Genomic DNA, 23,038 nt, shown 5'->3' on the forward strand with positions numbered 1-23,038 from the left:
GGCTACATGTTGATCATGTGGCCGGCCAGACCGTGGACGGCCTCCTTGACGGCCTCGCCGAGCGTGGGGTGGGCGTGGATGTTGCGCCCCACCTCATGCACGGTGAGGTCCCACTGCTGGGCCAGGGTCAGCTCGGGCAGCAGCTCGGTGACCTCGGGGCCGATCAGGTGGGCGCCGATGATCTCACCGTGGGTGTCGTCCGCGATGATCTTGACGAAGCCGTTGGCGTCGCCCAGGCCGTGGGCCTTGCCGTTCGCGGTGAACGGGAACTTCTGCACCTTGACGTCGTAACCCAGGTCGCGGGCCTGGGCTTCGGTGTATCCGAAGCTGGCCACCTGCGGCTGGCAGTACGTGGCGCGCGGCACCATCGCGAAGTCGATCTCCATGGTCTCCGCGCCCGCGATCGTCTCGGCCGCGACGACCGCCATGGCCTCGGCGGCATGCGCCAGCATGAGCTTCGCCGTGACGTCGCCGATGGCGTAGATGTGCGGCACGTTGGTACGGCCCCGGCCGTCCACCTGGATGGCGCCCCTGTCGGTGAGCGCGACCCCGGTCTTCTCCAGGCCGTAGCCCTCGACCCGCGCCTGGAAGCCGATCGCCTGCAGTACCTTGTCCGCTTCGAGCACCTGGGTCTGCTGGTCGCGGGTGACCGTGACCTTGACCGAGGAGCCGGTGTCCTCGATGTTCTCCACGCGGGTCGAGGTGAGCACCTCGATGCCGAGCCGCTTGTAGCGCTTGGCCAGCTCCGCGGAGACCTCTTCATCCTCAAGTGGTACGACCCGGTCAAGGAACTCCACGATCGTGACCTTGACGCCGTAGTTGTGCAGCACGTAGGCGAACTCGACGCCGATGGCGCCAGCTCCGGCGATGATGATGCTGGCCGGCAGGTCCTCGCTGAGGATCTGCTCCTCGTACGTCACGACCCGCTCCGACAGCGAGGTGCCCGGGATGAGCCGGGTGGTGGCGCCGGCCGCGATGATGCAGTGGCCGAAGGTGACCGTCTCACCGTTCACCTGCAGGGTGTTGGCGTCGAGGAACTGGCCACGGCCGTTGTACTCCGTGATGCCGTTCTTCTTCATCAGGAAGTGCACGCCCTTGACCCGGCCGTCGGCCACCTTGCGGCTGCGCTGGAAGGCGGCGCCGTAGTCGAAGGTGACCTCGCCGTTGATGCCGAAGGTCTTGGCCTCCTTGGTGAAGATGTGGGCCAGCTCGGCATTGCGCAGCAGCGCCTTGGACGGGATACAGCCCACGTTCAGGCAGACGCCACCCCAGTACTTCTCCTCGATGACCGCAGCCTTGAGGCCAAGCTGGGCGGCGCGGACCGCAGCCGTGTATCCCCCGGGTCCGGCGCCGAGAACGACGACGTCATAGTGAGTGCTCATGCGTCGGACGATACCGCCCGCCGGACCTCCACCCGGTACGGCACTGCCACCTGTGCGAGGTCGGCCAGTATAGAGACCGTGATTCGCATCCTCCTCGCCGACGACGAGGCCATGATCAGGGCGGGCATCAAGGCCATCCTCGGCTCCGACCCCGAGCTTGAGGTGGTCGCCGAGGCCGCCGACGGCAAGGAGGCCGTCGACCTGGCCATCAGCCACCATCCCGACGTGGTCCTGCTCGACATCCGCATGCCCAGGATGGACGGCCTGGCCGCCGCCGCCGAGATCCGCCGGGCCGCGCCGGGCAGCGCGGTCGTCATCCTGACCACGTTCGGCGAGGACGACTACATCGCCAAGGCGCTCGACGTCGGCGCCGGCGGCTTCCTGCTCAAGTCCGGCGACCCGCGCGAACTCCTGACCGGCATCCACGCCGTCGCCGGTGGCGCCGCCTACCTGTCACCCAAGGTGGCCCAGCGGGTCATCACCCAGCTCGCCGGCGGCCAGATGTCGCGCGGCGCCGCGGCCCGCGACCGCATCGAGCCACTCACCGAACGCGAACGCGAGGTCCTCGCCCTGGTCGGCGCCGGCCTTTCCAACGCCGAGATCGCCGCCAGGCTCTTCATCGTCGAGGGCACCGTCAAGGCGTATGTGAGCGCCATCCTGACCCGTCTCGGCGTGCGCAACAGAGTGCAGGCCGCGATCATCGCCCACGAGGCCGGATTGGTAGCCTGACCTGTGATGTACCGCCTCTTCTTCACGCTCGTCCTGCGCCGGTTCGACGCCGAGAGCGTGCACCACGCCACCGTCCGGGCGCTCGCCGTGCTGTCCGCGCTGCCGTTCGTCAAGCGCCTGCTGCACCGGTGGCTCGCGCCGCACGACCCGGCGCTGCGGGTCAGCGCGTTCGGCGTGCACTTCCCCGGGCCGTTCGGGCTGGCCGCCGGGTTCGACAAGGACGCCGCCTGCGCCGAGGCGATCTCCGCGCTCGGCTTCGGGCACGTCGAGGTCGGCACCATCACCGCCCACGCCCAGCCGGGCAACCCCCGGCCGCGGCTGTTCCGCCGGGCCGGGCAGGCCGCGATCATCAACCGGATGGGGTTCAACAACCACGGCGCCGCTGCGGCCGAGCGGCGGCTGCGCCGTACGCGGGGGCTGCCGGTGGTGGTCGGGGTCAACATCGGCAAGACCAAGGTCGTGCCGGAGTCCGACGCCGCCGCCGACTACGTGGCCAGTGCCAGGCGGCTGGCGCCGCTGGCCGACTATCTCGTGGTCAACGTGAGCTCGCCCAACACTCCCGGGCTGCGGAACCTGCAGGCGGTCGAACTGCTGCGGCCCCTGCTGTCGGCCGTGAAGGAGGTGGCGGACGGGACGGCGCGCCGTACACCTTTGCTGGTGAAGATCGCGCCCGACCTCGCCGACGAGGACGTCGACGCCGTGGCGGACCTCGCCCTTGAGCTGGGGCTCGACGGCATCATCGCGACCAACACCACGATCAGGCACGACGGCGAGCAGGGCGGCCTGTCCGGCCGCCCGCTGAAGGCGCGTTCGCTGGCGGTCCTGCGCCGCCTGCGCGCCAGGGTCGGCGACCGCCTCACGCTGGTGTCCGTGGGCGGCGTCGAGGACGTGGACGACGTGTGGGAACGCCTGCTCGCCGGCGCCACCCTGGTCCAGGGCTACACGGGCTGGATCTACAACGGCCCGTTCTGGCCCTCCCGCATCCACCGCCAGCTGAGCCGCCGACTGCGCCGTCACGGCATGAAGTCCATCACCGAGGCCATCGCCCGCACCGCCTGAGCCCCTTTCCCGCCATCGGGCCGCAACGGCAGTCCGGGCTTCCCCTTGCCGCCCTCGCGGCCCAGGAGCCGATCGGCTCCGGGCCGCACTGGAGTGGTTTCGCCTCCCGGTGCCGTGAGCCGTCGCTAGGCCGTCAGGGCGACCGTCGGGGACAGGCGGGCGGCGCGCATGGCCGGGTAGATGCCGGCGATGGTGCCGATCAGGAGGGTGGCGGCCACGGCGCCGCCGATCGCCCAGGGCGGGACCACGGGGGGCCAGTCGCGGGAGACGGCGTAGCCGACGGTGGCCACGGCGCCCAGGAAGGCTCCCGCCACTCCGCCCAGCGCCGACAGCAGCAGCGACTCGGCCAGGAACTGGATGCGGACCTGGCCTCTTGTGGCGCCCAGCGAGCGGCGCAGGCCGATCTCCTTGCGGCGTTCCAGGACGGAGATGACCATGGTGTTGGCCACTCCCACCCCGCCCACCAGCAGGGCCACCGCGCCCAGGCCCAGCAGGAGGTTGGTGAAGGCGCCCGCGGCCGCGGCCTTGGCGGCCAGCGCGTCGGAGGGACGGCTGACCTCCACCTCGTTCGGGTTCTCCGGGTTGACGGTGCGGGGCAGGGCCTCGCGGACCGCGCCGACCGCCGCGTCGTCGGAGCGCTCGTAGATGGTGGACGGGTGACCGTCGAAGCCCAGGTACTTCTCGGCGGCGGGGAAGCCGACCAGCGCGGAACGCTCGATCTCGGGGGCCAGCGGCATCGGGCCGAGGATGCCGAGGACGGTGAACCAGCGGTTGCCGATCCACACCCGCACGCCGGTTCTGGTGATGCCCAGCCGTTCCGCGGCCTTGGCGCCGAGCACGACGGCCGGCTGGCGGCCGGTGGCGGCGTTGAGCCAGGCCCCCTCCACCACGCTGCCTTCCAGGGTCTTGAGCAGCGGAACCGTCGCAGCCTGTACGGCGATGCCCCCGGTGACCGCCTCCGGGATGTGCCCGGTCCTGCGCACGCTCGTCTTGATCGAGCCGGTGGCCCCGGCGGTCCGCACGTGCTCCATGCGCGCGACCATGCCCGCGGCGTCCTCGGGCAGCTTGGCCTGCTGGCCGAAGAGCGTCTGCCCGGCCGAGACCGTGAGCAGGTTGGTGCCGAGCTGGTCGAGCTGGCGCAGCAGTTGTTCCCTGGAGGACGAGGAGATCCCGATGACCGCGATCATCGTGGCGATGCCGATGGCGATGCCGAGCGCGGACAGCACCACCCTGGTCGGACGGCTGCGCAAGCCGGCCGCGCCGACCCGGAGGACGTCAGAAGGGCTGAGCCTGGCGGGCTTCATGACACGGCTCCGTCCCGCACCTTGACCTGGCGCGGGCACCAGGCGGCCACGTCCATGTCGTGGGTGATGATCGCGATCGTGGTGCCGGAGGCGTGCAGTTCGCCCAGGATGCGCAGGACCTCGGCGCCGGAGGCGGAGTCGAGGTTGCCGGTCGGCTCGTCGGCCAGGAGCAGCGGCGGGTCGCCCGCGACCGCCCTGGCGACCGCCACCCGCTGCTGCTCGCCGCCGGACAACTGGTTGGGCCGGTGGCCGAGCCGGTGGCCGAGGCCCACGCGTTCGAGCGCCGCGGCCGCCTTCTCGCGGCGTACACGCCGGGGCGTGCCGGTGTAGAGCAGGCCGTCGGCCACGTTGTCCAGCGCGCTGACGCCGGGCGCCAGGTGGAACTGCTGGAAGACGAAGCCCAGGTTCTTGGCGCGCAGCGCCGACAGCTCGCGGTCGCTCAGCTCGGAGATGTCGTGCCCGGCGATGCGTACCACCCCGCTGGTCGGCCGGTCGAGCGTGCCGATCAGGTTGAGCATCGTGGACTTGCCGGAGCCGGAGGGCCCGACGATCGCGACCAGCTCGCCGTAGTCGACCTTGAGGTCCACGCCGCGCAGCGCGTGCACGTCGCCGTTGTAGGTCTTGGTCACCTCGCGGAGCTCGATGACGCTCATGCCGCGGGCACCCCGACCTTCATGCCCTCCGCGAGCCCTGAGCCGGTGACCTCGACCCGGCCGCTGCCGAACGCGCCGAGCTCGACCGGCACGACACGGCTGCCGGAACCCTCGACGACCTCGACGCCGAAGCCGCCCTCGCGGGTGGCCAGCAGCGCCTCGACCGGGACGGTGAGCACGCCCTTGACCCGCTTGCTCTCCAGCTCCACGTCCACGGGCGCCTGGTCGAGCTTGGTCTTGGGCTTCTTGTTCAGCGTGATGTCCACGTCGATGGTGGTGGTCTTGTCGTCGTCGCGGCCGGAGGTCTGGGCGACGGTGCCGACCTCGGTGATCTTTCCCTTGGCCCGCTCGCCGCCGGGCAGCTCGACGGTGACCTTGGCTCCCTTCCTGGCGAGATGCTGCTCGTCGGTGTCGAGGTCGACGTGGACGAGCCGCTGGGTGCCGGTGACCTTGAGCGCCTCCCGGCCGGGCATCGCCTTGCCGCCGACGGTGGCCTTGACGTCGCCGACGCGTACCTCGCCGGGCTGGAAGACCACCTGCGTGGCGTCGACCTTGCCGGTCTCCTCCAGGTCGCGGTCCTCCTGCCATTCGAGGACGGCCAGGTAGGTGGCGTAGGTGAACTCGTCGTCCACGGTCAGGTCGTCGCCGTAGCCGAGTGCCTTGAGGTTGCGCTCCAGCTGGGTCACGTCCGGGCCTTCGACGCCGCGTTCCAGGGTGCGGTAGAGAGGCAGCTTGCCGTACATGAGCGTGACGGGCCTGCGGTCCACCTTGAGCAGCGAGCGGCCGCGCTTGATCAGCGTGCCTTCCTCCGGCACCCAGGTCACGGTGCCCCTGGCGTCGGTGGTGATGGCGCGCTCGTCGTTGTAGGCGAGCGTGCCCTCCACGGTCTGGGTGTCGACGAGGTCCTGCTTGGTGATCTCCGAGGTGGCCGGCGCGGGCGGGCGTGTGGGCGCCGCCGTTCCCGTGCCACCGTCACTCAGTACGGCTGTCGCCGTCCACGCGGCGGCCGCGCCCACGAGCGCGACCGCCGCTGCCGCCAGGAGCTTTCTCACGACTGCTTCTCCGCGCCCGGCTGGAACTGCTTGCAGGCCTCCTGGGCCTTCTTCATCTTCTCTTCGTCGCCGGGCCCGCCGGTCATCATGATGCCGCCGCCTTCCGTGGGGTCGGCCATGTCGATGCCGTTCTCCCGCATGCACTGGGCGAACTTCACCATCTGGTCGCGGCGCTTCGGGTCCATGGCTCCGCCCTGGTCGCCCATGACGCCCTTGAGGTGCTTCTGGCACTCCTTCTGCGCCTTCTCGATCTTGGACCGGTCGGTGCGCTGACCGGCCCTGAACTGGATGCGGCCGTCCTCGGAGGGGTCGTCCATCTCGATGCCGTTCTCCCGCATGCACTGGGCGAACTTGAGCTGGGCGTCGCGGGCGTTGCCGGACGGGCTGGCGGAGGCGCCGGAGGTGGTGGCGCCGGTGCTTGTGGTGGCGCCGGTGGAACCGCAGGCGGCGAGCGCCAAGAGCATGGCCGCTGCGGCCGGAATGAGGCGAAGGTTCATGGCACCGCACTTCATCGGAGCGGGTGCTAAACGCGGATAAGCCGCCGGACTTACTCCCCGTTAACACCGCATCGGTGAGTCTGTGCAGCATGCGGGTGCTTGTCGTGGAAGACGAGGAACAGATGGCCGACGCCATCGCACGGGGGCTGCGACTGAACGCGATGGCCGTCGACGTGGCCTACGACGGGCAGGAGGCGCTCGATCTGGCCTCCTACGTCGACTACTCCGTCATCGTCCTGGACCGGGACCTGCCCGAGGTGCACGGGGACGACGTCTGCCGCGAGCTCATGGCGCGCAGCCGGATCATCATGCTCACCGCCGCCGGGCAGCTGCACGACCGGGTGGACGGGCTGACCATCGGCGCGGACGACTACCTGGTGAAGCCGTTCGCGTTCGCCGAGCTGGTGGCCAGGGTGCGTACGCTGGCCCGCCGTACGGGCCGGGCGAGCGCGCCGGTCGTCGAGCGGGCGGGCATCCGGCTGGACCCGGCCTGCCGTACGGTCACCCGCGACGGCAGGGACGTGAGCCTGAATCGCAAGGAGTTCGACGTGCTGCACGAGCTGCTGCGCGCGGACGGAGAGCTGATCACGTCGACCGGGCTGCGCAGGAGCGTGTGGGACGAGTTCGCGGAGAGCGGCACGGGGGTGCTGCGCGTCACGCTGACCTCGCTGCGCAGGAAGCTCGGCGCGCCCGGCGTGATCATGAACGTGCCCGGCCAGGGGTATCGCCTGTGAAGCGCCTCGGGCTGCGCATGCGGCTCACCCTGATCTACGGCGGCCTGTTCTTCGTCGCCGGCTCGGCCTTGTTGTGGATCACCTATCTGCTGACCGCCCGCTCGCTCGACGCGAAGTTCGTCAAGGTCATCGGAACCGGGCCGCCACCCCAGACCAGTGCCCAGTCCAAGGATGCCCTGTTCTTCCAGGCCCAGGTCCAGGCTCAGGCGGAGGTGGGGCAGCGCGCGGACAAGGTGCTCAACGAGATCCTGCAGTGGTCGGTCAGCGCCATGGTGATGATCGGGCTGGCCGCGGTGGTCATCGGCTACCTGGTCGCCGACCGGGCGCTGAAGCCGCTGAACAGGGTGACCGAGACCGCGCAGCGCCTGTCCGAGAGCACGCTGCACGAGCGGATCGCGCTGGAGGGCCCGCAGGACGAGGTCAAGCGGCTGGCCGACACCTTCGACGCGATGCTCAGCCGCCTGCACCGGGTCTTCGACGCGCAGCGCAGGTTCATCGCCAACGCCTCACACGAGCTGCGCACCCCGCTGGCGATCAACCGGACGGTGCTGGAGGTGTCGCTGGAGGAGCCGGAGGCCTCTCCCGACCTGAAGGCGCTGGCCCGGGCGCTGCTCGGCACCAACGCGCGCTACGAGCGGCTGATCGAGGGCCTGCTGCTGCTCGCGCAGTCGGAACAGGAACTGACCACGCGCAAGCCGGTCCGGCTGGAGCGGGTGGTGCGCACCGCGCTGGAGCTCACGCCGGCCAAGCGGGGGGTGACGATCGTCGAGGACCTGCGGCCCGCCGTGGCCGAGGGCGATCCGCTGTTCCTGGAGCGCTGCGTGTTCAACCTGGTGGAGAACGCGATCAAGTACAACGTCCGCGGCGGGCAGGTGTGGATCACCCTGCGCGAGTCGTACGGCGGCGGCGGAACCGTCACCGTCGAGAACACCGGGCCCGTGGTCTCCCCGTTCGAGGTGGATGACCTGTTCGAGCCGTTCCGGCGCAACGGCGACCGGGTGCAGTCCGGGCGGGGCGCGGGGCTCGGCCTGTCGATCGTGCGGGCGATCACCGAGGCCCACGGCGGCACCGTGACCGCCAAGCCCCGCCCCGAGGGCGGGCTCTCGGTCACCCTGCGCCTGCCCGCCTGACCGTCAGGGCCGCAGGCCCGTGACCACCGTCGCGTGGAACTCCTCGGAGCGCAGCACCCGCGCCTTCAGCCCGCTGTCGGTGACCGCGCCGACGGCCCGATCGGCCTGGCGTTCGCTGGTCTCGAACAGCAGCAGCCCGCCGGGGGCCAGCCAGCGCGGGGCGCCCTCGGTGACCCGCCGCAGCACGTCCAGGCCGTCGGGGCCACCGTCCAGCGTGACCCGCGGCTCGTGGTCCCTGGCCTCGGTCGGCAGCAGGGCCAGGTCGGAGGTCGGGACGTAGGGGACGTTCGCCAGCAGCACGTCCACCCGGCCGCGCAGCCTCGGCGGCAGCGGGTCGAACAGATCGCCCAGGTACACGTTCTGGCCCAGGTTGCGGCGGGCGCAGGCGACCGCCGCCGGGTCGACGTCGGCCGCGTGCAGTTCGCCGCCGGTCAGGACGGCCAGCGCGGCGCCCATGGCACCGGAGCCGCAGCACAGGTCGAGGATCACACCGGGGCCGGGGGCCAGCGCGGCGGCCCGCCGTACCAGGAACTCGGTACGGCGGCGCGGCACGAACACGCCGGGATCGATGCGCACGCGCAGGCCGCAGAACTCCGCCCAGCCCACGACCTGTTCCAGGGGGAAGCCCTCGGCCCGCCGGGCCACCATGGCGGCCAGTTCGCCGGGGTCGGCGGCGGTGGAGAGGATGAGCTCCGCCTCGTCCTCGGCGAACACGCAGCCGGCGGCACGGAGCTTGGTGACGACTTCTTCGGGTGACACGGAAACGCCTCTCGGAATTACCCGCGGGCGTCTCCGAACATCATTGGTGAGATCGCCCGCGTCTCGGTTGCGGAAATCGGTCTCACCTCCTCAAGTCACTCACAGGATATGACGCTTAAGCATAGGGGGACGTCACCGGCGGGCTCGGGGGCTCCAACCGAGGTCGCGTTCGGCCGGTGTCCAGTCGAGGATCCGCCGCTCGTGGTCGCCGGTGATCGTGTACGCGGCGAAGGCGGGCCGCGGGTGGTCCAGGGCGGCCAGGAAGGCGGCGGCCACGTCGCTGCCCGCCGTCATCACCGGGGAGACGTCCGGCGCCGCCCACTCGTCGTCGCTCATCGGCCCGACCAGGCGCAACGCGGTCGCGGTCAGGCCGTGGGCGGTGACGGCGGCGGCGCACACCTGCTCGCCCAGGCGTTTGCTGAGGCCGTAGGCGTCGGTGTTGTCGGGCTCGGGGTCCGTACTGTAGTCGCGGGACTGGTAATCGGCGAAGACGGACATGCTGCTGGCGTAGACGACGTGCCGGACGCCGGCCGCCGCGCAGGCCTCGATGGTCAGGTAGAGGCCGGTCACGCTGACGGTGAAGTGGGTGCGTGCCCATTCGAGGCCGTCGCGCCAGCCCGTCTTCCTGCCCATGGCCAGGTAGAGGAGGGCGTCCTGGCCGTCGGCCGCCCGCTTCAGCGCGGCCGGGTCGGTGACGCTGCCTTCGACGAACTCCACGTATCCGACGGGCTCGGCGGGCGGGCGCAGGTCCAGGACGCGCACCGTGTGGCGGGCGGCCAGGGCCGGCAGCACCAGCGCGCCGACCGCCCCGGAGCCTCCGGCGACCAGGACGCGCATCATTCCTCCTCGGCGAAGGCGCGGGCGAACTCCAGCGCCCGGCCGTAGGCGGTGTCGACGATCTTGTGGCCCATCTCGGGCGTGGCCAGCCTGGCGTCGCCCAGCGCGCCCGTGGCCGACAGGCGGTGGTAGGCGAGCGCGAGGTCCACCCTCGGCGCGGGCGGGGCGGCGTGCGGGAGGACGGGCAGCGGTTCGGCGGGCGGGCCGATCCGGTCGGCGCGTACGAGGTGCGGCGCGAGCACCATGGCCACGGAGGTCTCGCCTTCGCAGGCGTGGCCGTAGCGCTCGCTGCCCATGAGTCCGGCGATGACGTCGCCGGCCAGGCCCGCCCACATGACGTGGGCCATCGTCACCCCGTGGTCGCGGCGCAGCACGCGGGCGGCGAGCCGGACGGCGTCGACGTTGCCGCCGTGGCCGTTGACCACGAGGACCTTGCGTACGCCCGCCTCGGCCAGCGACTCGGCCAGATCGCGCAGCAGGGCCAGCAACGTCTCGGGCCGCAACGTCATCGTGCCGGGGAATCCGAGGTGGTGCTCCGACAGCCCGTACGGCACGCCGGGACACAGCACCGCGTCAGGACCGAGGCCGGCGGCCAGCCTGCGGGCGAACGCGGCGGCGATGGCGAAGTCGGTCTCCAGCGTCAGGTGCCTGCCGTGCTGCTCGGTCGCCCCGATCGGCAGCAGCGCCAGCCTGGCGGTGCGCAGCGCCAGCGCCGCCTCCTCGGCGACCATGGCGGCCAGTTCGTTCATCGTGCTCCCCACTCGTGCAGCACCCGCGTCGCGGGCAGGATGTCGGCCGCGGAGCAGCCGGGCGGCCGTCCGAGGGTGATCGCGTCGAGGAAGTCGGCGTCCTGGCGGGCCAGGCCGTCGGCTTCCATCCGGTCGCCGCAGTCGAGCAGGACCGTGCCGTCGTGCTCGCGCAGCAGGCCGCCGGACAGGTGCAGGGTGCGTTCTTGCCCGATGATCGTCAGTTCGCGGGCGGGCAGCCGCGAATGGTAGGACAGCGCGATCGTGGCCAGCGCGCCGCCGGGCACGCGCAGCACCGCTCCGGCGTCCATGGGCGGGCCGCCCCGCCAGGGCTCGCCGCGGGCCCCGTGCACGTCGGCCCGCGTGGCGCCGAGCAGCCACAGCGCCGCGTCCACGGTGTGCGCGCCGTGGTGCCAGAGCACGTCGTCGGTCCAGTCGCGCGGCCGTCCGCCCATGCCGGTGTCGTCCTGGCGCAGCATCAGCGTTCGCGCCACGACGTGCGTGACGCTCAGCGCGCCCCGCTCGATCTCCTCACGCACCCGCAGGTACGGCAGGCAAAAGCGCAGCGTGTGCGCCACCGCGACCAGCCTGCCGGTGGCGCGCGCCCGCTCGGCCACCGCCTCGGCGTCGGCCAGGCTCAGGGCCAGCGGGATCTCGCACAGCACGTGCAGGCCGGCGTCGAGCGCGGCCAGGGTCTGCGCGGCGTGGCAGGCGTGCGGGGTGGCGATGACGACCGCGTCGAGACCGGGGTGGGCGTAGAGGTCGCCTGCGGTGCCGTACACCTGCTTGATCCCGAAGCGCGCGGCGAACGCGGCGGTCTGAGCGCGATCGGGACCGGCGACGGCGACCAGGTCGGCGCCGGCCGCGGCGAGGGCGGCGGCGTGCCGCTCCGCGATGGCGCCGGGGCCGACGATGCCCAGGCGGGGTGTCATCCGCCCATGCCGAACAGCGCGGCGCAGGCGCCGCCGAGGATCCAGCGCTTGTCCTCGTCGGTGAGGTAGGGGCGCTCCAGCACGTGGTCGATCGCGGACTTGTAGTCGCCCGGCCCGGGGTCGGGCCGGTTCCAGTCGCCGCTCCAGGTGACCCGCCGGGCACCGTAGGCGGCGACCGCCTCGCGCAGGAAGGGATCGGCGTCGGGGTGCGGGTACGGCCGGCCGCTGTTGGCGTGGAAGCCCGCCCACATGGTGTGGACAAGGGGGCGTTCGGCCAGCGCCAGGAACCTTCCGAAGTGGGCCGGGTCGGCGTCGGGATAGGTGGTGAAGCCGAGGTGCTCCAGGCGTACCGTGAGGCCGGGCACCTCGTCGAGCAGCGTGGCGAAGGCCGGGTCCGCGATGTCGGCGAGCGGGCCGCGCACGCTGGCCACGAGCCCCGCGGCGGCGATGGCCCGCCACAGCGCGTAGGGGTCGGGGCCGGGTGAACGGGTGGCCGCCCACAGCCGCACGCCCTTGACGTGGGGGGATGCGGCCAGGCGGGCGACGTGCGCGGGCGCGCCGTGCGTCTCGGTGTCGACCATGGCGACGACCGCGAACCTGCCGGGATGGGCCTCGGCGCAGCGCAGCAGGTAGGAGTTGTCGGTGTTGCCGACGAACTGGACGAGGACGGCGGCGTCGACGTCGGTCATCCACGGGAGGTAGGCGGAGATTTCGGGGTACTTCCAGGTGCCGACGTGCACGTGGGAATCGATGATCATTCGGCCGCCTTGATCAGCGCCTGCGTGCCCCGGTCGCCGCCGTGGACGGCTCTGACCCGCTCGGCCACCTCGATCACGTTGGCGAGACCGGACAGGTCCAGCCCGCCCGCGGCCTCGCCGGCCAGCGTGAGGTCCTTGATGAAGTGGTCGAGCTTGAAGCCGGGCTCCAGGTCGCCCGCACGCAGCCTGCCCCACAGGAAGTCCAGCAGAGGCGAGCCGGCCACGCCCGGCCGTACGGAGGCCAGGACCTTCTCGACGTCGAGCCCGCCGTGCCCGGCCAGCGCGTACGCCTCGCAGGCTGCCAGCGTCACCCCGGCCACCAGCGTCTGGTTGACCAGCTTGGCCAGTTGCCCGGCGCCCGGCCCGCCATGGTGCACCACGGTGCCGGCGAAGGCGGCGAGCACCGGCCCGACTCGTTTCAGGGCCGTGGCATCACCGCCGGCCATCACCGACAGGGTGCCCGCCTGGGCTCCGGCGGGGCCGCCGCTGACCGGCGCGTCCAGGACGGCGACGCCGCGCGCCGCGCCCCGCTCGGCCAGGTCCCGGGCCAGCGCGGGTGAGGAGGTGGAGCAGTCCACGGCGACCAGGTCCGCGCCCGCGTGGTGGAGGACCTCGCCGTAGACGCGCTCGACGTCGGCCGGGTAGGGCAGCGTCGTGACCACCACCTCGCTGCCCGCCACGGCCGCGCCGACCGACCCGGCGACCTCGGCTCCCCTGGAGGCCAGGTCCGCTGTCCTGGCCGGTGTCCTGTTGAAGACCGTGACCCGATGGCCCGCCTCCAGCACCCTTCGTGCCATCGGCTCGCCCATCAGCCCGGTGCCTATCCATGCCACTCGCACGGCCCCGACTCTAGGCGGACATCGACCAGAAGAAAAGACCTAGGTCCTATTTCATCGGATGCCGGGATGGGGTGGTTCCAGGGTGATCTGGCCCTCCCGGACCGCCATGAACGCCAGGCCGTCATTGGCCCGCGGCGCGTACTGCCTGCTGTTGCACTCGAACGGCGGCCACGACCACGGCAGCGTCGCGGCCAGCCGGGCCGAGTGCGCCAGTGCCAGGTCCACGGCGGTGAGGTCCTGGACCATCACGGCCAGGCCATGCTCCCTCGCGTAGGCCCAGCTGCGCAGGGCGAGGCTCTGACCCTTGGCGGCCTTGACGACCACACCGCTCCAGCCGCCCTCCGCGAGCCGGTCGAGGTCGGCGACGCCGGCCAGCGACTCGTCGGCCAGGACGGGGGCGCGGCGGGCCAGTTCCCGCATGCCGTCAGGGTCGGGGGCCGCGTCCCTGGGTACGGGCTGTTCCAGGTAGACCACATCGGCGAGGACCTCGGACGGCAGGGCGTCCAGCATCGCGGCGGCCTCGGCGGCGCTCCCGCAGCCCTCGTTCGGGTCCACGGATACACTTCCGCCGCGGCCGAGAAGGGCGTGGACCGCGGTGATCCGGGCGGCGTCGGCCCGCGGGTCCCGGCCGGCGACCTTGACCTTGACGTGCCGGATGCCGTCGCGTTCGAGCCAGGCGCGTACCTCGTCGAGTGGGTCGCCGACGCCCACCACGTGCTGGACGGGCAGGCGGGTCCTGGGCTCGCCGAGCCCCTCCTTCAGCAGGGCCGACAGCCGGGTGTCGGCCAGCGCCTCCGGGTACAGCTCGGCGGCCGGGCGGCCCGCCGCGCGGGCCCAGCCGTCGTGCACCGCGTTGTCCACCGCCCCCAGCACCAGCGACGCCGCCAGCCTCGGCACCCCGCGCGGCCCGGACAGGCGCGCTTCCAGCTCGGCGCAGATCTCCAGCGGGTCGCCCGGCGCCGACCCGGTGTCCGCGCACAGGCCGGTGACCATGTCGCGCAGCGTCTGATCGCGCGCGTGCCAGCTCAGCGGCGAACGCGGCCAGGCCCATGGGACCGACAGCACGCTCGCGCCGCGCCCCTCGGCCAGGCGCCCGTCCGTGGTCTCCACCTCGACCGTCACCACCGCGAGCGTGAACCGGTCGACCGTGGCGCCGGCCAGTCTGAGCGGGTGGTCGAGGATCACCTCCTTGAAGTCGGCACCGGCCTGTCTGATGCGCACATTCGTCATCTGCCGTCCTCCAAACTTAGGACCTAGGATCTAGCCATGAGCATTCGTGTCCTGCCGTACGACGGCCCGCCGCACCCGCGCCGCCGGCTCGACCTGCTGCACCCGCCGGCCGCGCACGCACCCTACGCGCTGTGCTTCGTGCACGGCGGCGGCTGGCGCGCGGGCGAGGCCGCCCAGTGGCACAAGCAGATGCGGCGGGCCGGGGCGCGGGGCGTCATCAGCGCCTCGCTCGGCTACCGGGTGGGCGAGCGGCTGCCCGCGCTGCTGGACGACGTCGCCGACGGGTACCGGCGTCTCCTGACCCACCTGCACGAGCGCGGGCTCGGCGAGCTGCCGGTGTTCCTGGTCGGCAGCTCGGCCGGCGCCCACCTGGCCACGTTGCTGTCGCTGGCGCCCAACGGCCTGGAGCCCGCCGGGTGCGTCAGCCTCAACGGGCCGGGCGCGAGCCTGCGGCCCTGGCCGGGGATGGATCCCGGGATCCGCGCGGCCGTCGAGCACCTGGCCGACGGCGACTACGCCGCCGCCTCGCCCGCGCACCACGCCGACCCGGCGACCGCGCCGCCCATGCTGTTCATCGTGGTCGGAAAGGAGCGCTTCTTCCCGCACGAGCACGTGCGCGAACTGGCCGCGACGCTCCCCGGCGCGCGCGTGGTGCTGCTGCCGGGCGCCGAGCACGGCTTCTTCTACGAGCCGGGCGGCAAGGACAGCGCGCGGGCGCAGGCCGAGATCGAGGTGTTCATCGCGGAGGTACTGCGCGGGTGAGTGCCTCCAGCATCCGGACCGGCGCCAGCAGGGCCTCCTCGTCCAAGGGCCGCTTCCCGCTCTCCACCATCTCGGCGAACCGGCGCAGCGCGGGCAGCGTGTAGTCCTTGCCCAGCGAGAGCCGCTCGGCGAGGACCCCGCGGGTACCCGTCACCTGGACGGCGAAGGGGACCGCGCCGTCGGCGTCGCGCTCGACCAGGTTGAGCACCGCGTGAGCGGCACCCGCCCGCGCCACGGCCAGCACCCCGCCGGGCAGCACCGAGATCTGCGGCTCACCCTCGGGCGGGGGCAGCAGGTGCAGGGCCATCTCCACGACGTGCACGCCGTAGAAGGCCACTCCGCCGTACGGGCTCTCGCGCTGCACGGGGCCGGTGGCGACCACGGAGCGGATCGGCCCGAGCTCCTCCAGCCGGTCGCGCATCGCCTCCACCGCCCAGCGCAGCGCGCTGGAGGAGGTCACGGGTACGCCGCCCGTCCTGGCCGCGGCCAGGATCGCCTCCGCGTCGGCCGATGTCCCGGCCAGCGGCTTGTCCACGAAGACCGGCACGCCCGCCTTGAGCAGGGGTTCGGCGTGGGGCCTGTGCAGGTCGCCGTCCCTGTCCATGACGATGGCCGCGTCGATCCGGCCGATCAGGTCCTCGGGCCGGTCCACGCCGAACTCGACGCCGCCCTGGCCGGAGAGCTGGGCGGTGCGCTCCGCCGTACCTCCGCAAAGGGCCACGATGCGGACGTCGCCCAGGGCGCGCTCGGTGTTGAGGTGGCGGATGGCGTGGTCGGCGTGGGTGTTGTCGAGCCCGATCAGTCCGAGCCTCATGGTGCACTCCTTCTCTCGTTATACCGGCATATTGACCTATTTCCCGGAAGACATCTAGAGTCCTAGGTCATAAGTTACGACGTGGAGGTGGTCCGTGCGGTTCGGGATCGTCGGGAGCGGAGTCATCGGCGGCTTGCACGCCAGGCTCATCGCGGACATGGCAGGAACGGCGGAGCTCGTCGCCGTCGCCGACAACGACCTGGCGCGGGCGAAGGAGCTCGCCGGAAAGCACGGCTGCGCGGCGCTCGGCTCGACGCAGGAGCTCTACGCCCGCGACGACGTGGACGCCGTGGTGATCTGCCTGCCCAGTGGCCTGCACGCGGACGCGGCGGTGCCCGCGCTGAAGGCGGGCAAGCACGTGGTCGTCGAGAAGCCGATCGACATCTCGCTGGCCGCGGCCGACCGGATCATCGCGGCCGAGCGCGAGAGCGGCAAGAGCGTGACCGTGATCAGCCAGCGCCGCTTCGAACCGTCCTTCCGCGCGGTGAAGGCGGCCGTCGACAGCGGCGAACTGGGCCGGCTGACCTCCGGGACGGCCGAGGTCACGTTGTGGCGTCCCCAGTCGTACTACGACTCGGGCGGCTGGCGCGGCACCTGGGCGATGGACGGCGGCGGCGCGCTCATGAACCAGGGCGTGCACGTGGTGGACCTGCTGCTGGCCCTGCTCGGGCCGGTGGAGTCGGTCAGCGCCTACTCGGGGCTGCTCGCGCACGAGAACATCGAGGTCGAGGACACGGTCGTGGCCGCCATCCGGTTCGCGAACGGCGCGCTCGGCCGCGTCTTCGCCAGCACCGCCGCGTACGGCGGGGCCAGCGTGCGCGTCTCCGTCCATGGCGACGCCGGGCACGCGATCGTGGACAACGAGGTGCCGACCAGCTTCCGGGTGGGCGAGGAGGACCGCGCCCAGAACGCCCCCGCCCGCCTGGGTCCGGAGTCGCACCGCGCCCAGCTCACCGACTTCATCGCCGCGGCCGCCGAGGGGCGCGCCCCCGAGGTCACCTCGGCCGACGGACGGGCCGCGCTCGCGCTGGTCCTGGCCGTGTACGAGTCCGCCCGCAACGGCGGCGCCCCCACCAGGCCCGCCTGAGGCCTCTCCAGATTTCCCTGCCTTCCGAGGCCGCTAAAGGCAGGGGAAACCGGGGCGGGAGGGAGAAAATACCGCATCCCCCTCCCGCCCCGGTCACCTACCAAACAGTCATTCCGGGTAACGGATGCGATAGACCGCGTCCAGCCGCCAGATGTCGCCGGGCGCCACCTGCTCGCTGCCCGGCTTGCTGACCCGGGTCGGATAGACCTTGTTGTACGTGTCGCCGTCGTAGACCCAGACCCCGCGCCCGTCCGACTGCGCGTAGCCGTTGAAGAACCCGGGCTCGACCTCGACCGACATCGTCGCCCCGTTGACCGTGTTGTACAGCTCCGCGCCGTAGCTGTCGGCCGGCGGCGCCCGATGCCCCGGCGTGCCGATCTTGTGCTCGATCGCCTGGTCCAGGTAGCGGAACCGGGTGGTGACCCCCTCGGCCCTGACCGCCGGGAGCATGGCACCGTACGCGAACTCGATGGCCCGCGCGGCCCGCCAGCGCAGCACCCACCGGATCCGCAGCCCGGCGGCGGTGAAGATGTGGCGCACGTTCATGTCGCCGAGGACCGTCGGCGCCTCGACGGCCGGATCGAGGACCTGGGTGTCCTGGGTCAGCTCGAACTCCCCCGCCCGGATGATGCCGGACGGGACGGCGGCGCGGCCGTCCACGAGGAAGAGCAGGCTCCGCAGGAGCTCGTCGCCGTGGAGGCCGCCGAAGTGGTCGGGCGCACCGGCCGGTTTGATGGCGTACGGGTAGGCGGCGGCCGTGGCGAGCTGGATGCCCTCGGCCGTGGCCGGCGGCGGGCCCGCCTGCCGTACGGCGGTGATCTCCTGGATGCGCCAGGCGTCCATGCGCTTGGTGGTGTCGGTGAAGTGGCGCAGGTCGTAGCGGATCCACAGGTGGCCGGGCTCGCGGGTCCAGACCATGAGCTGCCGGGCGCCGAGCCGTTCCACGTAGAGGCCTGCGGCGTCGCCGGGGGCGGCGAGCACGAGCCCGCTCGCGGCCAGCGCCGCGGTACCGCCGAACAGGGCGCGGCGGTCCATCAGGCCGGACCCGGGAGGGGCAGCCAGGTACCGGGCTTGCCGGAGACGGTGCACACCCAGCCGAACGGCTGACCGGCGGCGGGGTTGCGGTTCTGGACGACCATGCCCTTCTCCCACCAGCCCTCGGTGGGCGCGGCGGCGCGGGTCACGGTGAAGGAGTAGCTGACGTCCTCCTGCGTGCCGGTGCGGAACATGCCCTCCTTGTTGCCGGTGAGCGTGTTGGCGCCGATGTCCACGCCGCGGGTCCTGGCGTGGATGAAGATGCCGTAGTCCTGGGTCTTGACCTCCTGGTCGTCGAAGCTGCGGTTGCCGCTGATGACCACGTTCTCGGCCTTGAAGCCGGTGCGGGCGTAGGTCCTGATGCCGCCGCGCGGCTCGTTGCTGAGGCCGCCGCCGTAGTTCTGGTGGTTGTTGTAGACGACGTTGCCGGTGACGGTGACGTCGTTGGACTGCCAGACGTTGATGCCGACGGTGTTGCAGTGGCCGACGATGTTGTCGGAGATGACCAGCTTCCTGCAGCGGTCGGTGGACAGGCCGGCGTCGCCGCCGTAGAAGAGCGTGTTGCGCTCGAAGATGCCGTCGAAGATGTCGTAGACGGCGAGCAGGTCGGCGTTGCCGCCCTGGCCGTAGGCGAGCTTGTTGCCGATGACCAGGTTGTCCATCGCGCGCACGAAGCGGTGCTTGTGCGCGGCCGGGTTGTTGCCGCCGCAGGTGATGTAGATCGGGTAGCCGACCTGGCCGGGCTTGCCGCCGATGCGTTCGAGGCGGTTGCGGCTGACCGTGAGGTACTCGGTGTGCGACTCGGTGTTGCCGAGCACGTGCAGGCCGAACTGGGTGACGTCCTGGAAGTCGCAGTCGTCGACCGTGATGTTGGTTCCGTTGCCGTTGACGTTGATCCCGACGTAGGCCTTGCTGATCCGGCAGCCGCCGACGTGGACGCGGTGGCAGTCGGTCAGGCGCAGCAGCGCGGTGGAGGCCGTGCCGGGCAGGGGTTCGTACGCGCCGGCCTTGAGTCCCTCCAGGTGCACGTTCTCGATCAGCACGTCCTTGCAACCCGTCAGATGTACGGCCCGCGTCAGGGAGGCCCGATCGTCGCAGAGGATCGCCAGGTTCCGCAGGCCCACGACGGACAGCCCGCTCCCGTCGATCACGTGGCTCTGGCTGTATCCCGCGGAGAGCACGAGCGTGGCCCCGGTCCGCTCCGACCGCAGGCTCACCCCGTTCTTGAGGCGCAGAGGGGATCCGAGCAGGTAGCGCTTGCCCGCGCCGAGATGCACCGATCCGCCGCCGGCGGCGGAGGCGGCGTCGATCGCGCGTTGTAACGCCGCGGAGTCGTCGGTGGTGCCGTTGCCCACCGCGCCGAACGCGGAGGCGGGGTAGACGTTGAGATCGTTCTCCTTGAACCGGGTCTGGGCCTGAGCGGGGCTCGCGGCCAGCGGGACCACCGCCGCCGCCGACACTCCCAGCAACCCCAGCACACGCCGTCGATCCGTTGAAGTCACGATAAGTCCTTTCAAGTAGGACCTAGGACGGAAGATTGAGCGGAATGTATGCCTCGGCGACATGTCCGTCAAGTGGGCTATTGACCCACCAGCATTGAGCTGTACCGTGAGCACACACGATGGTCTGTCCTATGTCTTACTTGGCGAGAGGCAAGAAACATGAGGTTAAGAATCGCTGCGAGCCTGCTCGCCCTCCCCCTGGCCGCCACCGCCTGCGGCTCCGGAGGAAGCGGCGAGAAGGCGGCGGAACTGCGCGTCTGGAGCATGTGGTCGGAAGGCGAGCCGAACCAGAAGGTGCTCGCCGAGGCGTTCAAGGACTTCGAGAAGGCCACCGGCGTCAAGGTCAGGGTGCAGTGGAAGGGCCGCACCGCGATGAAGTCGTTCCTGCCCAGCCTGAACACCGCCAACGTGCCCGCCGACCTGATCGAGGGCAACAACAGGGAGCTGACCCGCCAGTTCGCCGCAGCCAAGGGCGCGCTCGACCTGTCCGACGTGTACGCGGCAACGGTCCAGGGCGAGCAGGCCACGGTCGGGCAGACCGTCGGAGACGCCTACAAGCGCATGGCCACCTCGTCGCAGGGCGTGCTGGCCCAGATGCCGTACCAGGTCTCCACGTACGGCTGGTTCTACAACGGCAAGGACTTCCCCACCACGCCCAAGACCTGGGAGGAGTTCGTGAAGGTCCTGGACGAGCGCAAGGCCCAGGGCCGCAGGCCGCTCGGCCAGGACGGCAGCATCCCCAACTACAACATGCGCTACCTGGAGCACTTCGCCCGCGCGATCATGGGCGACGAGGGCTGGCACGCGCTGGCCCCCGACAAGAGCGGCCAGGGCTGGCTCAAGCCCGAGGTGCTCAAGGCGGCCCAGATGGTGGAGGCGCTGGCCAAGGGCGGCTACTTCCCCGACGGCTTCAACGCCGCCAAGTTCCCCGCCATGCAGCAGAAGTGGGCCAACGGCGAGTCCGACTTCCTCTACCAGGGCACCTACCTGCCCAAGGAGGTCGCACCGTACGCCAAGCCCGGCCTGGAGTTCCGCGCGTTCCGCTTCCCGTCCGTCGAGGGCAAGGCGCCCACGATGAACGTCACCACCACCGGCTTCGGCATCCCGGTCAAGGCGGCCAACCCTGACGCGGCCAAGAAGTTCCTGGCCTTCTTCCTGCAGAAGAAGTACCAGGACAAGGTGGCCGGGGTGGCGCTGGAGATGTCGGTGCGCAAGGACGTGCCCGCCGCGCCGCAGGTGGCCGACCTGAAGGCCGCCCTCGACAGCGGCGAGATCAACAAGGCCGACGTCCTGGACATGGGCGACTTCAACACGAAGGTCCTGCTGCCGCTCAGCGACCAGCTCCTGTTCGGCAAGATCGGCGCCGCCGACTTCACCAAGCAGATGGCCGAGCAGTCGGCCGCCTACTGGAAGTCCAAAGGATGACCGCGGTCCTGGAGCGGCCTCCGGTCACGGCCGCTCCCCGATCACGGCGTGGCGGCAGCCCGTTCGAGGCCGCGCGGCGGCGGATGATCGGCCCGTTCCTGCTGCCCGCGCTGCTCGTCTACGCGCTGGTGATGATCGTGCCGAGCGTGATCACGGTCTGGATCAGCTTCAACGAGTGGGCCGGGGTCGGCGCCATGGAGTGGGCGGGGCTGGCCAACTACCGTGAGATGGTCGCCGACCCCGTCTTCGGCACCTCCTTCGCCAACACCATGAAGATCCTGGTGCTGGTGGGCGCGGCGGTCTTCGTCATCGCGTTCACGCTGACCATGCTGCTGCAGGACATGGTCGGCAGGAAGTTCGTGCGGGCGGTGATCTTCTTTCCGAGCCTGGTGCCCGGACTGGTGATCGCGATCCTGTGGGGCTTCCTGCTGGACCCCGACGGGCTGGCCAACTCGGTGCTGAAGTCGCTCGGGGTGGCGGAGCCACCGCTGTGGCTGGCGCCGGAGAACATGTTCACCACGGTCATGGCCGGGATGACCTGGCTGGCCGCGGGCACGTACACGGTCATCTTCATGGCCGCGGCCGACCGCATCCCCCGCTACTTCTACGAGGCCGCCGAACTCGACGGCGCCGGTCCGCTCACGCGCTTCTGGCACATCACGCTGCCGCTGATGTGGGACGTCATCGGCGTCTGCGCGGTGCTGTGGGCGATCGGCGCGCTGAAGACGTTCGAGTTCGTGCTGGTCTTCGCCGGGGCGACCGGCAGCCTGCCGCCGACCGGCCTGTGGACGTTCTCCGTCTACGCCTACGCCGGCGCCTTCCCCTCCGACGGCGTCCCCAGGTACGGCATCGCCTCGGCGGCAGCCGTCCTGACCATGCTGCTCACGGTCGTGCTCACCGTCCTGGTCCGGCGGGTCATGGGCCGCCGCGAGCAGGCCACCTACTGACGCAAGGAGGTCACATGAGACTCCTCGCCATGCCGCTGGCCTGGTCGCTGGCGTTGTTCGACCTGTTCGTCGTGGCCTGGATGGCCCTGTCGTCGCTGAAGACCACGCGGGAGGTGGTCCAGGACCCCTGGGGCCTGCCCGCCTCCCCGCAGTGGGGCAACTACGGCGAGGCCTGGACCTCGGCCGCCTTCGGCGACGGCGTCGTCAACTCGCTGCTGCTGGTGATCGGCAGCGGGCTCGGCACGATCGTGCTGGCCGCGCCCGCCGCGTACGTGCTGGCCCGCTTCCGCTGGCGGCTGTCCGGCCCGGTCACCATCTTCTTCGCGCTGGGACTCGGCATCCCCGCCCCGGCCATCATGATCCCGATCTACCTGGGCCTCGACCGGGTCGGGCTGATCGACTCTCTCGGCGGTCTGCTGATCGTCTACATCGCCACCAATCTTCCGTTCGCCGTCTTCTTCCTGACCGCCTTCTTCTCCTCGCTCCCCCGCGAGCTGGAGGAGGCCGCGGCCCTCGACGGCTCCGGCCCCTACCGCACCTACTGGCGGATCATGCTGCCGCTGACCAGGTCGGGACTGCTGGCGCTGTTCATCCTGCAGGCCATCGGCGACTGGGGTGAGACGTTCTTCGCCCTGTCGTTCCTGCAGGAGAAGAAGACGATCTCGCTCACGTTGCTCAACTTCATCCAGACCATGCAGTACACCGGCGCCCGCTGGTCGGTGCTGTTCGCCGGGATCTGCATCGTCGTCATCCCCCTTCTGCTGCTCTATCTGTGGATGAGCAGCCGCCTCATCGAGGGCATCGCCGCCGGATACGGGAAGTGAT

The 23,038-nt window shown here is 71.3% G+C and carries 24 protein-coding genes; 9 read left to right on the plus strand and 15 right to left on the minus strand.

The annotated features are described in order from the left end of the window. Positions 1 to 2 precede the first annotated feature (2 nt). Positions 3 to 1,382 carry a dihydrolipoyl dehydrogenase gene (gene lpdA, locus ACIBKY_RS40790; RefSeq protein WP_397105597.1) on the minus strand — a complete coding sequence of 460 codons (1,380 nt, stop codon included), beginning with the start codon at positions 1,380 to 1,382 and terminating at the stop codon, positions 3 to 5. A 78-nt stretch (positions 1,383 to 1,460) separates the two neighbouring features. Between lpdA and ACIBKY_RS40795 the strand changes: the two genes are divergently transcribed. Continuing rightward, entirely contained in the window at positions 1,461 to 2,111 is a 651-nt protein-coding gene (locus ACIBKY_RS40795) for a response regulator (RefSeq protein ID WP_397105599.1), read from the plus strand. Positions 2,112 to 2,117: 6 nt separating this feature from the next. After that, positions 2,118 to 3,170, plus strand: coding sequence for a quinone-dependent dihydroorotate dehydrogenase (locus ACIBKY_RS40800; RefSeq protein ID WP_397105601.1), 1,053 nt, complete (start codon positions 2,118 to 2,120; stop codon positions 3,168 to 3,170). A 125-nt stretch (positions 3,171 to 3,295) separates the two neighbouring features. On the opposite strand, the gene ACIBKY_RS40805 is transcribed toward ACIBKY_RS40800, so the two are convergent. From ACIBKY_RS40805 to ACIBKY_RS40820, 4 genes are read right to left on the minus strand one after another with little or no spacing between them, the layout of a single operon-like run. After that, positions 3,296 to 4,474 (minus strand): ABC transporter permease, encoded by a 1,179-nt coding sequence (locus ACIBKY_RS40805; RefSeq protein ID WP_397105603.1) that lies wholly within the window; start codon positions 4,472 to 4,474, stop codon positions 3,296 to 3,298. Continuing rightward, complete coding sequence (locus ACIBKY_RS40810; RefSeq protein ID WP_397105605.1) at positions 4,471 to 5,127, minus strand: ABC transporter ATP-binding protein; 657 nt, start codon at positions 5,125 to 5,127, stop codon at positions 4,471 to 4,473. Before ACIBKY_RS40810 ends, ACIBKY_RS40805 begins: the two co-directional genes overlap by 4 nt. Next, on the minus strand, positions 5,124 to 6,179 hold the full coding sequence (locus tag ACIBKY_RS40815; protein ID WP_397105607.1) for an efflux RND transporter periplasmic adaptor subunit: 1,056 nt from the start codon (positions 6,177 to 6,179) through the stop codon (positions 5,124 to 5,126). The genes ACIBKY_RS40810 and ACIBKY_RS40815 overlap by 4 nt, the downstream gene beginning before the upstream one ends. Beyond that, the gene (locus ACIBKY_RS40820) at positions 6,176 to 6,676 is read right to left on the minus strand and encodes a hypothetical protein (RefSeq protein WP_397105609.1); all 501 of its coding nucleotides are present in this window, start codon (positions 6,674 to 6,676) and stop codon (positions 6,176 to 6,178) included. The genes ACIBKY_RS40815 and ACIBKY_RS40820 overlap by 4 nt, the downstream gene beginning before the upstream one ends. An 89-nt stretch (positions 6,677 to 6,765) precedes the next feature. Here ACIBKY_RS40820 and ACIBKY_RS40825 point away from each other — a divergent pair, with 89 nt between their 5' ends. Next, positions 6,766 to 7,410 (plus strand): response regulator transcription factor, encoded by a 645-nt coding sequence (locus ACIBKY_RS40825; RefSeq protein ID WP_397105611.1) that lies wholly within the window; start codon positions 6,766 to 6,768, stop codon positions 7,408 to 7,410. Next, on the plus strand, positions 7,407 to 8,540 hold the full coding sequence (locus tag ACIBKY_RS40830) for a sensor histidine kinase (protein WP_397105613.1): 1,134 nt from the start codon (positions 7,407 to 7,409) through the stop codon (positions 8,538 to 8,540). The genes ACIBKY_RS40825 and ACIBKY_RS40830 overlap by 4 nt, the downstream gene beginning before the upstream one ends. Positions 8,541 to 8,543: 3 nt before the next feature. Here the strand turns inward: ACIBKY_RS40830 and ACIBKY_RS40835 are convergent, their stop codons facing one another. From ACIBKY_RS40835 to ACIBKY_RS40865, 7 genes are all read right to left on the minus strand, one after another. Beyond that, positions 8,544 to 9,299, minus strand: coding sequence for a putative protein N(5)-glutamine methyltransferase (locus tag ACIBKY_RS40835; protein WP_397105615.1), 756 nt, complete (start codon positions 9,297 to 9,299; stop codon positions 8,544 to 8,546). A 132-nt stretch (positions 9,300 to 9,431) separates the two neighbouring features. Beyond that, complete coding sequence (locus ACIBKY_RS40840) at positions 9,432 to 10,139, minus strand: NAD-dependent epimerase/dehydratase family protein (protein WP_397105617.1); 708 nt, start codon at positions 10,137 to 10,139, stop codon at positions 9,432 to 9,434. Further along, positions 10,136 to 10,885, minus strand: coding sequence for a creatininase family protein (locus ACIBKY_RS40845; protein ID WP_397105619.1), 750 nt, complete (start codon positions 10,883 to 10,885; stop codon positions 10,136 to 10,138). Before ACIBKY_RS40845 ends, ACIBKY_RS40840 begins: the two co-directional genes overlap by 4 nt. After that, positions 10,882 to 11,814 (minus strand): Gfo/Idh/MocA family protein, encoded by a 933-nt coding sequence (locus ACIBKY_RS40850; protein WP_397105621.1) that lies wholly within the window; start codon positions 11,812 to 11,814, stop codon positions 10,882 to 10,884. Before ACIBKY_RS40850 ends, ACIBKY_RS40845 begins: the two co-directional genes overlap by 4 nt. Next, on the minus strand, positions 11,811 to 12,572 hold the full coding sequence (locus tag ACIBKY_RS40855; RefSeq protein WP_397105623.1) for an amidohydrolase family protein: 762 nt from the start codon (positions 12,570 to 12,572) through the stop codon (positions 11,811 to 11,813). Before ACIBKY_RS40855 ends, ACIBKY_RS40850 begins: the two co-directional genes overlap by 4 nt. Beyond that, complete coding sequence (locus ACIBKY_RS40860; protein ID WP_397105625.1) at positions 12,569 to 13,411, minus strand: NAD(P)-dependent oxidoreductase; 843 nt, start codon at positions 13,409 to 13,411, stop codon at positions 12,569 to 12,571. Before ACIBKY_RS40860 ends, ACIBKY_RS40855 begins: the two co-directional genes overlap by 4 nt. Before the next feature lie 51 nt (positions 13,412 to 13,462). Then, on the minus strand, positions 13,463 to 14,641 hold the full coding sequence (locus ACIBKY_RS40865; protein WP_397105627.1) for an enolase C-terminal domain-like protein: 1,179 nt from the start codon (positions 14,639 to 14,641) through the stop codon (positions 13,463 to 13,465). Positions 14,642 to 14,677: 36 nt separating this feature from the next. Here ACIBKY_RS40865 and ACIBKY_RS40870 point away from each other — a divergent pair, with 36 nt between their 5' ends. Then, the gene (locus ACIBKY_RS40870) at positions 14,678 to 15,403 is read left to right on the plus strand and encodes an alpha/beta hydrolase (protein WP_397105629.1); all 726 of its coding nucleotides are present in this window, start codon (positions 14,678 to 14,680) and stop codon (positions 15,401 to 15,403) included. On the opposite strand, the gene ACIBKY_RS40875 is transcribed toward ACIBKY_RS40870, so the two are convergent. Beyond that, positions 15,378 to 16,217, minus strand: a complete 840-nt coding sequence (locus tag ACIBKY_RS40875; RefSeq protein ID WP_397105631.1) for a Gfo/Idh/MocA family oxidoreductase — start codon at positions 16,215 to 16,217, stop codon at positions 15,378 to 15,380. The genes ACIBKY_RS40870 and ACIBKY_RS40875 overlap by 26 nt on opposite strands. A 94-nt stretch (positions 16,218 to 16,311) precedes the next feature. On the opposite strand from ACIBKY_RS40875, the gene ACIBKY_RS40880 reads away from it, so the two are divergent. Beyond that, complete coding sequence (locus tag ACIBKY_RS40880; RefSeq protein ID WP_397105633.1) at positions 16,312 to 17,304, plus strand: Gfo/Idh/MocA family protein; 993 nt, start codon at positions 16,312 to 16,314, stop codon at positions 17,302 to 17,304. A 108-nt stretch (positions 17,305 to 17,412) separates the two neighbouring features. On the opposite strand, the gene ACIBKY_RS40885 is transcribed toward ACIBKY_RS40880, so the two are convergent. Continuing rightward, positions 17,413 to 18,339, minus strand: a complete 927-nt coding sequence (locus ACIBKY_RS40885; RefSeq protein ID WP_397105635.1) for a hypothetical protein — start codon at positions 18,337 to 18,339, stop codon at positions 17,413 to 17,415. Beyond that, positions 18,339 to 19,841 (minus strand): right-handed parallel beta-helix repeat-containing protein, encoded by a 1,503-nt coding sequence (locus tag ACIBKY_RS40890; RefSeq protein ID WP_397105637.1) that lies wholly within the window; start codon positions 19,839 to 19,841, stop codon positions 18,339 to 18,341. The genes ACIBKY_RS40885 and ACIBKY_RS40890 overlap by 1 nt, the downstream gene beginning before the upstream one ends. A 159-nt stretch (positions 19,842 to 20,000) precedes the next feature. Between ACIBKY_RS40890 and ACIBKY_RS40895 the strand changes: the two genes are divergently transcribed. From ACIBKY_RS40895 to ACIBKY_RS40905, 3 genes are read left to right on the plus strand one after another with little or no spacing between them, the layout of a single operon-like run. After that, the gene (locus tag ACIBKY_RS40895; protein WP_397105639.1) at positions 20,001 to 21,266 is read left to right on the plus strand and encodes an ABC transporter substrate-binding protein; all 1,266 of its coding nucleotides are present in this window, start codon (positions 20,001 to 20,003) and stop codon (positions 21,264 to 21,266) included. Continuing rightward, positions 21,263 to 22,213: a carbohydrate ABC transporter permease gene (locus ACIBKY_RS40900; protein WP_397105641.1), complete on the plus strand. Its 951-nt coding sequence runs from the start codon at positions 21,263 to 21,265 to the stop codon at positions 22,211 to 22,213. Before ACIBKY_RS40895 ends, ACIBKY_RS40900 begins: the two co-directional genes overlap by 4 nt. A 14-nt stretch (positions 22,214 to 22,227) precedes the next feature. Continuing rightward, positions 22,228 to 23,037 carry a carbohydrate ABC transporter permease gene (locus ACIBKY_RS40905; protein WP_379614123.1) on the plus strand — a complete coding sequence of 270 codons (810 nt, stop codon included), beginning with the start codon at positions 22,228 to 22,230 and terminating at the stop codon, positions 23,035 to 23,037. Position 23,038 lies beyond the last annotated feature (1 nt).

Source organism: Nonomuraea sp. NPDC050394, assembly GCF_044459065.1.
In the GTDB taxonomy this organism is placed as follows: Bacteria; Actinomycetota; Actinomycetes; order Streptosporangiales; family Streptosporangiaceae; genus Nonomuraea.